11 protein-coding genes, 4 tRNA genes and 1 pseudogene are annotated in these 13,167 nt (G+C 58.9%); 7 read left to right on the top strand and 9 right to left on the bottom strand.

The features are described from left to right. The first annotated feature begins 10 nt into the window (after positions 1 to 10). Positions 11 to 2,458, top strand: coding sequence for an acyl-CoA dehydrogenase (locus CKW21_RS19370; protein ID WP_095195547.1), 2,448 nt, complete (start codon positions 11 to 13; stop codon positions 2,456 to 2,458). Positions 2,459 to 2,541: 83 nt separating this feature from the next. After that, entirely contained in the window at positions 2,542 to 2,949 is a 408-nt protein-coding gene (locus CKW21_RS19365) for a PA2817 family protein (protein ID WP_007972361.1), read from the top strand. A 169-nt stretch (positions 2,950 to 3,118) separates the two neighbouring features. On the opposite strand, the gene CKW21_RS19360 is transcribed toward CKW21_RS19365, so the two are convergent. Further along, the gene (locus CKW21_RS19360) at positions 3,119 to 4,105 is read right to left on the bottom strand and encodes a LysR family transcriptional regulator (protein ID WP_095195546.1); all 987 of its coding nucleotides are present in this window, start codon (positions 4,103 to 4,105) and stop codon (positions 3,119 to 3,121) included. Positions 4,106 to 4,196: 91 nt separating this feature from the next. Here CKW21_RS19360 and CKW21_RS19355 point away from each other — a divergent pair, with 91 nt between their 5' ends. The 3 genes from CKW21_RS19355 to CKW21_RS19345 all read left to right on the top strand — a co-directional run bounded on the left by CKW21_RS19355 (position 4,197) and on the right by CKW21_RS19345 (position 6,330). Further along, a complete protein-coding gene (locus tag CKW21_RS19355) occupies positions 4,197 to 4,823 on the top strand; it encodes a hypothetical protein (protein ID WP_095195545.1) in 627 nt (208 codons plus the stop codon). A 93-nt stretch (positions 4,824 to 4,916) separates the two neighbouring features. Continuing rightward, entirely contained in the window at positions 4,917 to 5,687 is a 771-nt protein-coding gene (locus CKW21_RS19350; protein ID WP_095195544.1) for a 2OG-Fe(II) oxygenase, read from the top strand. Between the two features lies 1 nt (position 5,688). After that, positions 5,689 to 6,330 carry a LysE family translocator gene (locus tag CKW21_RS19345; protein ID WP_095195543.1) on the top strand — a complete coding sequence of 214 codons (642 nt, stop codon included), beginning with the start codon at positions 5,689 to 5,691 and terminating at the stop codon, positions 6,328 to 6,330. A 116-nt stretch (positions 6,331 to 6,446) separates the two neighbouring features. Here the strand turns inward: CKW21_RS19345 and CKW21_RS19340 are convergent. The 4 genes from CKW21_RS19340 to CKW21_RS19325 form a co-directional block, all read right to left on the bottom strand. After that, positions 6,447 to 6,522, bottom strand: a tRNA-Gly gene (locus CKW21_RS19340). Positions 6,523 to 6,525: 3 nt separating this feature from the next. Next, positions 6,526 to 6,601: transfer RNA gene (locus CKW21_RS19335), tRNA-Glu, on the bottom strand. 104 nt (positions 6,602 to 6,705) lie between these two features. After that, positions 6,706 to 6,781 (bottom strand) — tRNA-Gly (locus CKW21_RS19330). Positions 6,782 to 6,783: 2 nt separating this feature from the next. Beyond that, positions 6,784 to 6,859, bottom strand: a tRNA-Glu gene (locus tag CKW21_RS19325). A 387-nt stretch (positions 6,860 to 7,246) separates the two neighbouring features. On the opposite strand from CKW21_RS19325, the gene CKW21_RS19320 reads away from it, so the two are divergent. After that, positions 7,247 to 8,005: a hypothetical protein gene (locus CKW21_RS19320; protein WP_170948693.1), complete on the top strand. Its 759-nt coding sequence runs from the start codon at positions 7,247 to 7,249 to the stop codon at positions 8,003 to 8,005. 229 nt (positions 8,006 to 8,234) lie between these two features. On the opposite strand, the gene CKW21_RS32350 is transcribed toward CKW21_RS19320, so the two are convergent. From CKW21_RS32350 to CKW21_RS19310, 3 genes and pseudogenes are all read right to left on the bottom strand, one after another. Beyond that, positions 8,235 to 9,098: a methyl-accepting chemotaxis protein gene (locus CKW21_RS32350; RefSeq protein WP_371917531.1), complete on the bottom strand. Its 864-nt coding sequence runs from the start codon at positions 9,096 to 9,098 to the stop codon at positions 8,235 to 8,237. Continuing rightward, a pseudogene (locus tag CKW21_RS32345) lies at positions 9,096 to 9,320 on the bottom strand (HAMP domain-containing protein); the annotation flags it as partial. The gene CKW21_RS32350 and the pseudogene CKW21_RS32345, both read right to left, overlap by 3 nt. Positions 9,321 to 10,358: 1,038 nt before the next feature. Further along, the gene (locus CKW21_RS19310) at positions 10,359 to 11,120 is read right to left on the bottom strand and encodes an SDR family oxidoreductase (RefSeq protein WP_095195540.1); all 762 of its coding nucleotides are present in this window, start codon (positions 11,118 to 11,120) and stop codon (positions 10,359 to 10,361) included. Between the two features lie 235 nt (positions 11,121 to 11,355). On the opposite strand from CKW21_RS19310, the gene CKW21_RS19305 reads away from it, so the two are divergent. Beyond that, entirely contained in the window at positions 11,356 to 12,360 is a 1,005-nt protein-coding gene (locus CKW21_RS19305; RefSeq protein WP_095195539.1) for an NADP-dependent oxidoreductase, read from the top strand. A gap of 70 nt (positions 12,361 to 12,430) precedes the next feature. On the opposite strand, the gene pyrF is transcribed toward CKW21_RS19305, so the two are convergent. Further along, complete coding sequence (gene pyrF, locus CKW21_RS19300) at positions 12,431 to 13,129, bottom strand: orotidine-5'-phosphate decarboxylase (RefSeq protein ID WP_170948692.1); 699 nt, start codon at positions 13,127 to 13,129, stop codon at positions 12,431 to 12,433. Positions 13,130 to 13,167: the final 38 nt, after the last annotated feature.

The following is a 13,167-nucleotide window of genomic DNA, read 5'->3' as shown; positions in this document are numbered from 1 at the left end:
AGGATTAAATATGCTGCTGTTGTGGATACTGGTTCTGGTTGTCGGGATAGCTTATTTAGCCCACCGTCGTATCGCACCACTGCCTGCCCTGGGCATCGTGGCTGTCTACCTGCTGGCAATGGGGGCCTTCAGTCACGCACCGGGTTGGCTGCTGCTGACTTTCTGGGTATTGATCGCCGCCGTGGCCGCACCGCTGCTACTGCCTGATCTGCGCCGCAAATTCTTCAGCGCGCCGATGTTCAACTGGTTCCAGAAAACCCTGCCGCCCATGTCACAAACCGAACGCGACGCCATTGAAGCCGGCACTGTGTGGTGGGACGGCGAACTGTTCAGCGGGCGCCCGGACTGGAACAAACTGCTGTCCTACCCGAAAGCGCAATTGAACGAAGAGGAACAGGCCTTCATTGATGGCCCGACCGAAGCGCTCTGCGCCATGGTCAGCGACTGGCAGCTCGGTCAAACCATGGACCTGCCGGCCGATGCCTGGACCTTCATCAAGGACAACGGCTTCTTCGCCCTGATCATTCCCAAGGAGTTTGGCGGTAAGGGTTTCTCGGCCTATGCCCACTCGCAAGTGGCCATGAAACTGGCGAGTCACAGTGGCGATCTCGCCTCCACCGTGATGGTCCCCAACTCCCTCGGTCCCGCCGAACTGTTACTGCATTACGGCACCGATGAACAACGCAATCACTACCTGCCACGCCTGGCGCGCGGCGACGATATTCCCTGCTTCGCACTGACCGGTCCGCTGGCCGGATCCGACGCCGGCGGCATGCCCGACACCGGGGTGATCTGCAAAGGTGAATGGGAAGGCAAGGAAACCCTCGGACTGCGCCTGAACTGGGAAAAACGCTACATCACTCTCGGCCCGGTAGCCACCCTCCTCGGCCTGGCGTTCAAGGCCTACGACCCGGACCACCTGCTGGGCGAGAAAGAAGACCTGGGCATCAGCCTGGCACTGGTTCCAACCGATATTGCCGGTGTGGAAATCGGACGCCGACACTTGCCACTGGGGGCGGCATTCATGAACGGCCCGAACGCCGGCAAGGACGTTTTCGTACCGCTTGAGTTTCTGATCGGCGGACAGGAAATGCTTGGCAAAGGCTGGATGATGCTGATGAATTGCCTCTCGGTGGGACGGTCGATCTCGCTGCCGGCGGTGGGCACCGGCATGGCCAAGTTCACCAGCCTGGTGACCGGCCAGTACGCGCAGATTCGCGAGCAGTTCAATGTGCCGATTGCGGCGTTCGAAGGCATTCAGGAAGCCATGGCCCGCATCGGCGGCAACGCCTGGATGATGGACGCCGCGCGTATGCTGACGGCCAACGCGGTGGATCTCGGCGAGAAACCGTCGGTGCTGTCGGCAATCCTCAAGTATCACCTCACCGAACGCGGCCGCGAATGCATCAGTCAGGCGATGGATGTGCACGGCGGCAAGGCGATCATCGAAGGACCGAACAATTACCTCGCTCGCAAATGGAACGGCGCGCCGATCTTCATCACCGTGGAAGGTGCGAACATTCTCTCGCGCAACCTGATGATCTTCGGTCAGGGCGCGATTCGCTGCCATCCCTTCGTACTCAAGGAAATGGCGCTGGCCACCCGTGAGGACAAGGATCAGGCACTGATCGAGTTCGACGGCCTGTTGCTCAAGCACATCGGTTTTGCCGTGGGCAACGCGGCCAGCACCCTGGTACTGAACCTCGGTTTCGGTCATCTGGAACATGTGCCGGGCGACAAGCTCAGCCAAGGTTATTTCCGCGCCCTCAACCGCCAGGCTGCGGCGTTCGCATTGCTCGCCGACCTCAGCATGATGTTGCTGGGTGGCGAACTGAAACGTCGCGAACGGCTATCGGCACGACTCGGCGATGTACTGAGCAACCTGTACCTGGCCAGCGCCGCACTCAAACGCTACAACGACCTCGACGCGCCGGCGTACATGGAGCCGCTGTTTACCTGGGCCATGGAGGAAAGCCTCGGACAAGCCGAACGGGCCATGGATGAACTGCTGAACAATTTCCCGAACAAGGTGCTGGCGTGCCTGTTGCGGGTGATCGTGTTCCCGTTCGGTCGCCGCCACAAAGGGCCATCGGACAAGCTCGGTGCCGCGGTCGCAGCGGTGATCGGCCGCAGCAAGGGCGATCCAGCCCTCGAAGAAGTGCTTCTGGGTTGCTACCGTCCACAATCGAACGAAGACCCGGTCGGCGCCCTGCAACACGCCTGCAACCTGTTGAACGCTGCGCAGCCCTTGCAAAAGAAACTGCATGTGGCGCTCAAGAGCGGTCAGGTCAAACCGGTTGCCGGCGAGCACGTCATCGATGCCGCACTGGAAGCCGGCGTGCTGCAACCGGTGGAAGCGCACACCCTGCGTGAGGCCGAAGCGGCACGGCGCAAGGTGATCGATGTCGATGATTTCAGTAAAGAGGAAATAGCGCTGACCGACGATAAGGTCCGCTGATCCAGCGAACGCCGTACAGCATGTAAAAAAGGGCGCGGGAGCTTTATACTCCCGCGCCCGTTTTGCTCTTGAGGACTTATCTCGTGTCCAACATCGTTGCCGATCATCTCGTTTTGCTCGACCACCTGCGCAGCATCCTGGTCGCCGTGGGTGAGGCCGAGCAGGTTCCCGACGAAAGCCATGCCTTGTTCCTGGAGCGTTTTGACGAACTGCTTGCCCTGCTGCCGGTCGACCCGATCGAAAGCCAATACCTGGGCCAGGACATCCTGTGCCAGGTCATCACCCGCTACCCGCAAATCGCCCACCTGGTCCCCCGCGACCTGCTGTGGTACTTCGCCGGCGACTGCCTGCATTACATGCCCGATGATGAAATCGACCTGTACCAGGCACTGGAGGAACGTCGCTTCGAAGCTGAACAGAATGACGAACCCTTCGACTGGAACCAGGAAAAACAGCTGCTGGCGTTGTCGAACCAGGACAGCAAGCACTGATCCTGAATCCGAAATGCAAAAGGCCCGCATGGTTGAACATGCGGGCCTTTTTATTGCCCAGGTGATGTGGTGATTGGACGGACAGCTTCGCGAGCAGGCTCGCTTCCACAGGGGATTTGTGAACGACACAGATCAAATGTGGGAGCGAGCCTGCTCGCGAAGGGGCCGGTCAGAACAACCCATCCCTTTCGGGCAACTCATATTCCGCCCAATCACTGGGCTTGCCCGGCTTGCTCAGCGTCGGCTCTTTCTCCAGGCACGCCACCAGATAATCGATAAACACCCGCAATTTTGGCGGCAGGTAACGGGTCGGCGAATGCAGCAACCAGGCGCCGCCGTGATAGGACGCAAGGAAAGTCCAGTCCGGCAGCACCTGCACGATCCGCCCCTGCTCCAGCGCATGCCGCGCCGTGAAATATGGCAGGCTGCCAATACCGATGTGCTGCAACACTGCGCCCAAACGGACACCGGTGTGATTGGCGGCATAGCGCCCGCGCACGCCAACCGTCACGGCTTTGCTGCCTTTCTTGAATTTCCAGCGCGCATCGCTCGGGGTTTCACCCAGGTAAATGCAGCTGTGGTTGAGCAGGTCATGGGGATGGGTCGGTGTGCCATGTTCGGCCAGGTATTGCGGGGTGGCACAGAGCATATGGTCGATGGTCAGCAATTGCCGCCCCACCAGCCCGGCGGGAGGTCGATCGGTAATACGGATCGCCAGGTCGACGTTGTCATCGATCAGATCCACCTGACGGTCCTCAAGCAATAATTCCACATCCACCTTGGGATAGCGGCGCAAAAATTCCGGCATGTGCGGGTGAATCACGAACCGCCCAACGGCCTTTGGCACGCTGACACGCACCAGTCCTTCCGCCTCGTGGGTGAACTGACCGCTGATCTCCATCACCGAGCGGGCAGCGCTGACCATGTCCTGACAACGCTTGAACACTTCCTCGCCACCATCGCTCAGGCGCAACTTGCGCGTGGTTCTTTGCAGCAGACGGGTGGCGAGCGCCTTCTCCAGCCGCGAAATGCTGCGGCTTACCGCCGAGGGCGAAGAGCCCAGCTGGCGAGCCGCCTCGGAGAAACTGCCGGTCTCGACGACCTTGACGAAAATCGCCATTTCACCCAGCAGCGGCAGAGGAAGATTTATGCTCACGACGCAACAGTCCTTTGATGTTTGAACGGATTATCACGTAATTCCACGCTCCATATAATGAAAAATGGAAACATTAATACGAGCATGGAATATGACGCTTCGCCTCTTTTTCCATAGTGATGACCTCAAGGCCAATGTGGAAGTCCTGGAATGCACGCCCCACGAGAACGAATTCGCCGTGGTGTTGCGCGCAACATTGTTCCACCCCCAGGGCGGCGGACAACCCTGTGATACCGGCTGGATCGGCGAAAGCCAAGTGCTGCGCGTCGTGCAGGAACCGGATCGAATCATCCATTTCGTCGCCAGCGCGGTAGAAACCGGCATGACCCGGATCCAGGTCGATGAACAGCGTCGCCGTTTCAATACGCGCATGCACTCCGCCGGTCACCTGATCGGGCACTTCATTCAGGCCATGGGCTGGATGCCGATCAAAGCCCACCACTGGCCAGGCGAAGGGCGTGTGCAATTCAAACCAGCAGACACGGCGCAGGAGGTTGAGATCCAGACCCTGCAACACGGAATTCAACAGTGGGTTGCCCACGATTTACCGCGTTTGACCTCGTTGCGCGAAGGTGCCCGGGAAATCGGTTTCGGTGAATTACCCGCCTACGGCTGCGGCGGTACCCATGTTCGTAGCCTGAAGGATTTGGGCACGGTCACGATCGAATCCCTTTCGCACAAGAAAGGGACGTTATCCGTCTACTACCACGTGGACTGAAAACTTCAGGCGATGCCGCTGCCGTCATCGCCCGACGCCGGGGAAGCCTGCATTCGCAGGCTTCGTTGACTCTCTGATAGATGGACCTAAGACATGATGCTTGACGTCGAGCGTCTCGATGAGACGTGCATAAAAAAGCTGGCCAATGAAGAAGTCCTCGCCATCCGTGTCAAAGGCTTCTTGCCTCGACCGCTGGCGATCCAGATCGGCGACAAGATCCTCGCCCCCGGCTTCGAAGGCTATATCAACGCGCCCAGCATCGGCCGCATCGGCATGGCGTTTTACGAAGCGGAAAACCAGCCGCTGCTGATCGAGGACTATTTCGAGCGCGCCACTCGCAATATCGCGGAACTGCGCAACCGTTGCGCGCCCTACTCATCTCCGGTCGACACCCTGCGCTGCATGCTCGATGAATCCTGGCCAGCGGGTGCCCATCTGGAAAACCTCTATGGCCGCAAGATGTATGTCGGGCTATCGCGAGTCGTGAAACCCGGCGTGTGTTTCCTGGCCCACCACGACATTTTTGCCAAGGACGCCCCGGACAGTTTCCAGGCCAAAAGCCTCGATGCGCAGTTTGCCTGCAACGTTTACCTGAACATGCCCACCGAGGGTGGCGCACTGCAGATGTGGGACCACGATATTTCTCCGGACCAGTTCGACGAAATGCGTGGCGACAGTTACGGCATCGATCCGTCCCTGCTTGGCACTCCGACTCTGGAGGTTCGCCCCGAACCGGGCGACTTCATCATGTTCAATTCGCGCCGCATGCACTCGGTGACGCCAGGTGTGGCCGATCCGCGCTTGAGCCTTTCTTTTTTTGTCGGCTATCGCGGTAACGCGTCACCCCTTACTTTCTGGAGTTGAAATGCAGTTTTCGAATTATCTGGGCGAGTTTCTGGCACTGGCGACGATCCATTTTCTGGCGGTAGTCGCCCCCGGCCCGGATTTCGCCGTCACGATCCGACAGAGCGTACGCTTTGGCCGCTGGGTGGGCATCTGCACCGCACTGGGCATCGGCGCCGGCATTTCCGTGCATGTGCTGTACACCCTGCTCGGCGTTGGGGCGCTGATGCACACAACGCCCTGGTTATTGACCGTGGCCAAAGTTATCGGGGGTGCCTACATTCTCTACCTCGGCGTCAACCTGTTGCGCAGCAAACCCAAAGCCGTGCTTGAAGGCGAAAAAGATTCAGACGAACCGGTCGTGGAACAAACACTGCTGAAGGCGTTCACCACCGGTTTTCTGACCAACGCCACCAACCCGAAGGCGACGCTGTTTTTCCTGGCAATCTTCACCACCCTCATCAGCGCCACCACACCATTGGAGATTCAGGCGCTGTACGGCGTGTGGATGTGCGGTGTAAACGCATCGTGGTTTGTGATCGTTGCACTGTTCTTTTCAAGCAACAAAGTACGATTGCTGTTCCTGCGCATGGGGCACTGGTTCGAACGCACCATGGGCGTTATCCTGATTCTTTTTGCCGGACGGTTGATTTTGTCGATGTAAGAACGCCTGACATGCAAAAGGCCCGCTCAGTCATACTGGCGGGCCTTTTTTCTGTGCAACGCATAAATCGCGCACAAACAAAAACGCCGCTCAATGAGCGGCGTTTTCGTTAAATATGGAGCGGGAAACGAGACTCGAACTCGCGACCCCGACCTTGGCAAGGTCGTGCTCTACCAACTGAGCTATTCCCGCAAATGGCGTCCCCTAGGGGACTCGAACCCCTGTTACCGCCGTGAAAGGGCGGTGTCCTAGGCCACTAGACGAAGGGGACACGCTACCCGGAACACATGGTGTGTGTTTCGGTGTCCAGATCCGCATCCGAAGACTTGGTTCTGGTTTCACTCAGCCCTGCCCGAAAGCAATGCTGTTTAAAATTGGAGCGGGAAACGAGACTCGAACTCGCGACCCCGACCTTGGCAAGGTCGTGCTCTACCAACTGAGCTATTCCCGCATTGGCGTCCCCTAGGGGACTCGAACCCCTGTTACCGCCGTGAAAGGGCGGTGTCCTAGGCCACTAGACGAAGGGGACACACTACAACATTCACTCCCTGCTTCGTTTCGCTGTGTGCTTTACGCTGCAAGTGGCGCGCATTCTATGGATGGATTGAGAGGTCGTCAACCCCCTGTATTAAATTTATTTAAATCAATGACTTCGCCCTGCTTTGACGTCCCTGTCCGGATTTTCCGCCACCCGGTGTTTGGCGCCTATATTCTGACACTCGCCAAGGCGTTATAGTCGACGCCATCAATGATGGCGATCTGCTTCACTGTTGCCAGCATTTATAAAGCAGGACTGCGGCCGATACAGGTTGAGCCTTCTCGAACCAACTCGTCGAGCGGTCCTGGGCGCTTAAATGCCAAGCCACTACACTCGCACGCGAACCCTATAAAAGAGGTCTTACCGGTGACACCACTCATGATCACCCTGCTCGTCGTAGCCGGGATCGCATTATTGATCGCCATTGGCTACATCAACCATGTGGTGGAAAACAATAAGCTGGAAAGGGCCCGTACCAAGGTTGAACTCAATGATCGCCTGCGGCGTTGCGGAGAGATCACCGAGACCTTCCCAGGCCAGTTGATGACACCGGCGCTCAAGCTGCTGCTGACCCGCCTGGAATTGAATGTCTGCCAACGCCTGCTGAACCTGGAAAAAACCAGCGCCAACCTCAAGGCGCGGATTACCGAACTGACGGCGCTGGTTGCACAGGGCGAGTCGATTCCGGTCAACAACCCGCCAGCACCGATCCAGACGGAAGCCAAGGCCAAGGACGTGCGTTTCCTGCTTGAAGCCCTGCACGGCCAGATCACCCGCGCCGCCCAGGATGGCTTCCTGCCCCCCAACGAAGCCAAGCGCTGGATCCGTGAGGTCCGTCATATTCTGGTGCTGTTGCACATCGAATTCTTCAACAACCTTGGCCAGCACTCGCTGCAACAGAACCAGCCCGGCCAGGCGCGCCTGGCGTTCGAACGCGGTGTGCAATACCTGCGCAAGCAGCAGGAACCTCAGATCTATGCCGAGCAGCTGGAGTACCTGGAAAAACTCCTGGCCCGTGCCAACGCACAAGTCATGGACCGCATCGCCCCGGTGGAAGGCGAAGTGAACCAATTGACCGAAGGCCTCAAAGACGTCGAGGCCGATGCGGACTGGAAGAAGAAAGTGATCTACGACTGATCATTCGAGCAAAGTAGAAAAGCCACCGGATCAGGTGGCTTTTTTTTTGCCTTGCAGGAGCAAAGCTTGCTCGCGATAGCGGTTGGTCGGCTGTATCGATGTTGACTGACATTCAGTCATCGCGAACAAGCTTTGCGCCTACAGGGATTGGCTACAACCGCAGAACCCTGGGTGACTGTCAGGCCGCCTTCGCGAGCAGGCTCGCTCCCACAGGATACGCAATGCAGGTTTAAAGCCTGAAATGCCCCACCATTCCCTTCAGCTCAACACCCAACTGCGCCAGTTCGATACTCGACGCTGCATTCCCCTGCATCGCCAGCGAAGACTGATCCGCACTGGCACGAATGCTCGTGACACTGCGATTGATCTCCTCGGCCACCGAACTCTGCTCCTCGGCAGCAGCTGCGATCTGCTGGTTCATCTGCTGGATCAACGATACCGCCGCCGCGATACTTCCCAACGCACTTTCAGTCTGCAGCGCATCGCTGACCGCCAGCTTCACCAGTTCGCCACTGCTTTGAATCTGCTGCACCGACGTCTGCGCCGCCGAGCGCAAGGCGCTGACCAACCGCTCGATTTCCTCGGTCGATTGCTGGGTCCGCTTGGCCAGTGCACGCACCTCATCGGCCACCACCGCGAAGCCCCTGCCCTGCTCGCCAGCCCTTGCGGCCTCGATGGCCGCGTTGAGCGCCAGCAGGTTGGTTTGTTCAGCCACGCTTTTGATGACACTGAGCACGGTGCCGATGTTCTGGATTTCCGCGCTCAAACTCTCGATGCTCGAACTGGCCGAGGTGGCCGAATCCGCCAGTTGCTCGATGCGCGCCATGCTCTGACGCACCACGAGCTGACCGCTTTCAACCTTGCCGTCGGCTGTTTGCGCTGCCACGGCGGCCTCTTCGGCGTTCCGCGCCACGTCGTGCACGGTGGCAGTCATCTGGTTCATCGCCGTGGCAACCTGTTCGGTTTCTTCCTTCTGGCTGCTGACTTCAAGGTTGGTCTGTTCAGTGACCGCCGACAGCGATTGCGCTGACGTGGCCAGTTGTTCGATACCCGCCTGCAAACCGCTGACGATGTGGCTCAGTCCCGCCCCCATCTGCTGCATGGCCTGCATCAACTGGCCGATCTCATCACGGCGGGTCACTTCGACCGTCCCGCTCAAATCCCCGGAAGCAATCTGCTGCGCCACACCAATCACACTTCGCAGCGGCCCGACGATCAATCGGGTAATGACCCAGGCTGCAATCAATCCGACCAGCAACGCCAACGCGGAAGAGCCGATGATCAGCAGCGAATTCTTGTTCAGCTCTGTCTGCATCGACTGGTCTTCGGCGGTATAGGCCTGATCCACCCGCTCCATCACTTGGGCGGCGCGTTGATGCAATTGCTGATAGACAGTCTTTTCCTGTTCCAGCAGGCCGGTGTACTCGGCGAGCTTGTCGCTGAAACTGGCGATGTGACCGATCACTTCATTGAGAACGGTCTGATAACCCTCATCCTTGACTGAAGTTTTCAGCTGTTCGGCCTGGGTCAACGCCTGGCTGGCCTGTTCGATCTTGCCTTGCCCCGCGCTGTCATCCCCCTTGCGGCTCTGGTCCAGACGCACGCGCGCTTCGTTCATGGCTTGCAACATCAACCGAGACACCTGGCTGACCTGATTGGCCTGCTCGACGAATTGCGCACCGTCCTTGCCCTCGGATTCCTTCAGGTTGTAGGTACCGTCATCGGCAAGCCCGGACTGCAGCACGTCGAGGTTATTCGCCACGCTGGAGACCGACCAACTGGCCATTTCCAGCGCCAGGTCCTTGGCCTGACTGAGCGAGACAAACTCGTCGAACGCCTTGCGGTAGGCGCCGAGGGATTGCTCGACATCGTTCATGACCGGCACATTGGCAGCAGACGCAGCCTTGAGCTGATTCGCCAGGGCAATCAAGCCATCGACGCCTTCGCGCAGGGCATCGGCCGTTTTCGGGTTGCCGTGCAAGGCATACTCTTGCTCCAGCAGGCGGACCTTCAGCAATCCACTGTTGAGCGACGACATTTGCTTGAGCCCGTCGAAGCGCTGACTGATGGTTTGCAGGGACCAGACGCCGATGGCCGCCACCAGGGCGGTCAACAACAGCACCAGCACAAACCCGATACCCAGTTTTTTTGCCATACCGAGGTTGGCAAAACGTCCTTGCACGGCCGAAATCATTGCACTTAGTCCCCTGCCATTATCTGTAGATGGAGATTCGCAACGGGCCTGTGGCAACACAAGTCTTTGGCGTCTGAATAATGGCAAAAAGCTACGTCCACGTCGTTTTCAGAACGCTTGAGGTCGATTCGCAGCGGCAGCCTGAAAAAGTGCCCTGATTCAGAACGCCGTGACACCACCATCCACAGCCAACGAATGCCCAGTGGTAAACGCTGCGCCGTCACTGCACAGGTAAAGCACCGCGCTGGCGATTTCCTCGACCTTGCCGATGCGGCCCACCGGGTGCATGGCGTTGGCGAACTCGCCCTTCTTCGGGTCGGCTTCATAGGCGCGACGGAACATATCGGTGTCGATCACCGCCGGGCATACCGCATTGACCCGGATCTTTTTCTTGGCGTATTCGATGGCCGCCGATTTTGTCAGGCCGATCACTGCATGCTTGGAAGCGGCGTAGATGCTCATTTTCGGCGCAGCACCGAGCCCTGCCACCGAAGCTGTATTGACGATGGCGCCACCACCCTGGGCCAACAGCAATGGCAGCTGGTACTTCATGCACAACCAGACGCCTTTGACGTTGACGCCCATGATCGCGTCGAATTCGTCGACGGTGCCTTCGGCGAGTTTGCCCTTCTCGATCTCGATACCGGCATTGTTGAAGGCGTAGTCAAGACGGCCGTAGGTCTTGACTACCTCTTCCATCAGATTTTTTACTTCGCTTTCCACAGTGACGTTGCAGCGCACGAAGGTCGCTTCGCCGCCCGCCGTACGAATCAGCGCAACCGTCCCCTCACCGCCCGCCGTGTCCATGTCGGCCACCACCACTTTCAAGCCTTCGGCGGCGAACGCCTGGGCCGTCGCGCGACCAATGCCATTGGCTGCGCCCGTCACTACGGCGACCTGTCCGGAAAACGTCATGCTCATTGTTATGTCCTCGAAGAGAAGTTTGCGGGGGATCGGTTTTTTTCAGTCTAGCCACGCAGCCCCTGACGCGGCAGCACTATCAAAAGGCCGGTTGGGCACCCATGAGTTGCAGTGATGGAACTACCGTACCAACTATCACTGCACTGGATCAGCCTGCATTCGCCGCATGAGCCAAACTTGCGACATTGCCCATGAAGGACTATCAACAAGGCTTCATTCATCTTGAGTGCCTGTCATGACTACCCAGACCAATCGCCAGTTCCTGCTCGCCAAACGTCCCGTCGGCGCGGCAACCCGCGAGACCTTCACCTATCAAGAAGTACCGGTCGGCGAGCCGGCGGCGGGTCAGATCCTGGTCAAGAACGAATACCTCTCGCTGGACCCGGCCATGCGTGGCTGGATGAATGAGGGCAAGTCCTACATCCCGCCGGTCGGCCTCGGTGAAGTGATGCGCGCCTTGGGTGTCGGCCAGGTCGTGGCTTCGAATAACCCCGGCTTCGCGGTCGGGGACTACGTCAACGGGGCGTTGGGTGTGCAGGATTACTTCCTCGGCGAACCGCGAGGCTTCTACAAGGTCGATCCGAAACTGGCACCGCTGCCGCGTTATTTGTCCGCGCTGGGCATGACCGGCATGACGGCTTACTTCGCCCTGCTCGACGTCGGCGCCCCCAAGGCGGGTGAGACGGTGGTGTTGTCCGGTGCAGCCGGTGCGGTGGGCAGCATTGCCGGGCAAATCGCCAAGATCAAGGGATGCCGGGTGGTCGGCATCGCCGGCGGCGCAGACAAATGCAAGTTCCTGGTCGATGAATTGGGTTTTGACGGCGTCATCGATTACAAAAACGAAGACGTCATCGCCGGCCTCAAGCGTGAATGCCCAAAAGGTGTCGACGTGTATTTCGATAACGTCGGCGGCGACATTCTCGACGCAGTGCTGAGCCGGCTCAACATGAAGGCGCGGGTGGTGATCTGTGGCGCCATCAGCCAGTACAACAACAAGGAAGCGGTCAAGGGCCCGGCCAACTACCTGTCACTGCTGGTCAACCGTGCGCGCATGGAAGGCTTTGTGGTGATGGACTACGCCTCGCAATTCGTCGCTGCCGGGCAGGAAATGGCCGGCTGGATGGCCAAGGGGCAACTCAAGAGCAAGGAAGACATTGTTGAAGGACTGCAGACGTTCCCGGAGACGCTGATGAAGTTGTTCAGCGGGGAGAACTTCGGGAAGCTGGTGCTGAAGGTTTAACCCAACATTCGAAGTGCACTAAAAAACATTGTAGGAGCGGGCTTGCCCGCTCCCACAGGTTTCGCGGAGTTTAGGCCAGCTCAGCCACAACGTTTGCCAATGCTTTTGCAGGATCCGCCGCCTGGCTGATCGGACGGCCGATCACCAGATAGTCGGAACCGGCTTCCAGCGCCTGACGTGGAGTCAGGATGCGACGCTGGTCGTCCTGGGCACTGCCCGCCGGGCGAATCCCCGGGGTCACCAGTTGCAGCGACGGATGCGCCGCTTTCAAGGCCTGGGCTTCCAGGGCCGAGCATACCAGGCCGTCCATCCCGGCTTTTTCCGCCAGGGCAGCCAGGCGCAGTACCTGTTCCTGCGGCTCGATATCCAGACCGATACCCGCCAGATCCTCACGTTCCATGCTGGTCAGCACGGTCACGCCGATCAACAGCGGCTGCGGGCCACTGCGCTTGTCCAGTACTTCACGGCACGCAGCCATCATGCGCAGGCCACCGGAGCAGTGCACGTTGACCATCCACACACCCATTTCCGCGGCAGCCTTGACGGCCATGGCGGTGGTGTTGGGGATGTCGTGGAACTTGAGGTCCAGGAACACTTCGAAACCCTTGTCACGCAGGGTGCCGACGATTTCCGACGCGCAGCTGGTGAACAATTCCTTGCCGACTTTGACCCGGCACAGTTTCGGGTCCAACTGATCGGCCAGCTTCAGTGCGGCGTCACGGGTGGGGAAATCCAGGGCGACGATGATAGGAGTCTGGCAGGCGGACATGAGCGGGCTCTCAGGCAAGTCGAAATCGGCGCGCATTG

This window comes from Pseudomonas sp. Irchel 3A7, from assembly GCF_900187565.1.
In the GTDB taxonomy this organism is placed as follows: domain Bacteria; phylum Pseudomonadota; class Gammaproteobacteria; order Pseudomonadales; family Pseudomonadaceae; genus Aquipseudomonas.
Note: the sequence above shows the minus strand (reverse complement) of the source record. Positions and strands in the feature narration are given on the sequence as shown.

Excerpts from the sequence above, each read along its gene's own strand:
- pyrF (WP_170948692.1), bottom strand. The coding sequence starts at position 13,129 with ATGTCCGCCTGCCAGACTCCTATCATCGTCGCCCTGGATTTCCCCACC.
- CKW21_RS19355 (WP_095195545.1), top strand. The coding sequence starts at position 4,197 with ATGACGCTTCGCCTCTTTTTCCATAGTGATGACCTCAAGGCCAATGTG.
- CKW21_RS19305 (WP_095195539.1), top strand. The coding sequence starts at position 11,356 with ATGACTACCCAGACCAATCGCCAGTTCCTGCTCGCCAAACGTCCCGTC.
- CKW21_RS32350 (WP_371917531.1), bottom strand. The coding sequence starts at position 9,098 with ATGGGGGCGGGACTGAGCCACATCGTCAGCGGTTTGCAGGCGGGTATC.
- CKW21_RS19345 (WP_095195543.1), top strand. The coding sequence starts at position 5,689 with ATGCAGTTTTCGAATTATCTGGGCGAGTTTCTGGCACTGGCGACGATC.
- CKW21_RS19310 (WP_095195540.1), bottom strand. The coding sequence starts at position 11,120 with ATGAGCATGACGTTTTCCGGACAGGTCGCCGTAGTGACGGGCGCAGCC.
- CKW21_RS19320 (WP_170948693.1), top strand. The coding sequence starts at position 7,247 with ATGATCACCCTGCTCGTCGTAGCCGGGATCGCATTATTGATCGCCATT.
- CKW21_RS19350 (WP_095195544.1), top strand. The coding sequence starts at position 4,917 with ATGATGCTTGACGTCGAGCGTCTCGATGAGACGTGCATAAAAAAGCTG.
- CKW21_RS19370 (WP_095195547.1), top strand. The coding sequence starts at position 11 with ATGCTGCTGTTGTGGATACTGGTTCTGGTTGTCGGGATAGCTTATTTA.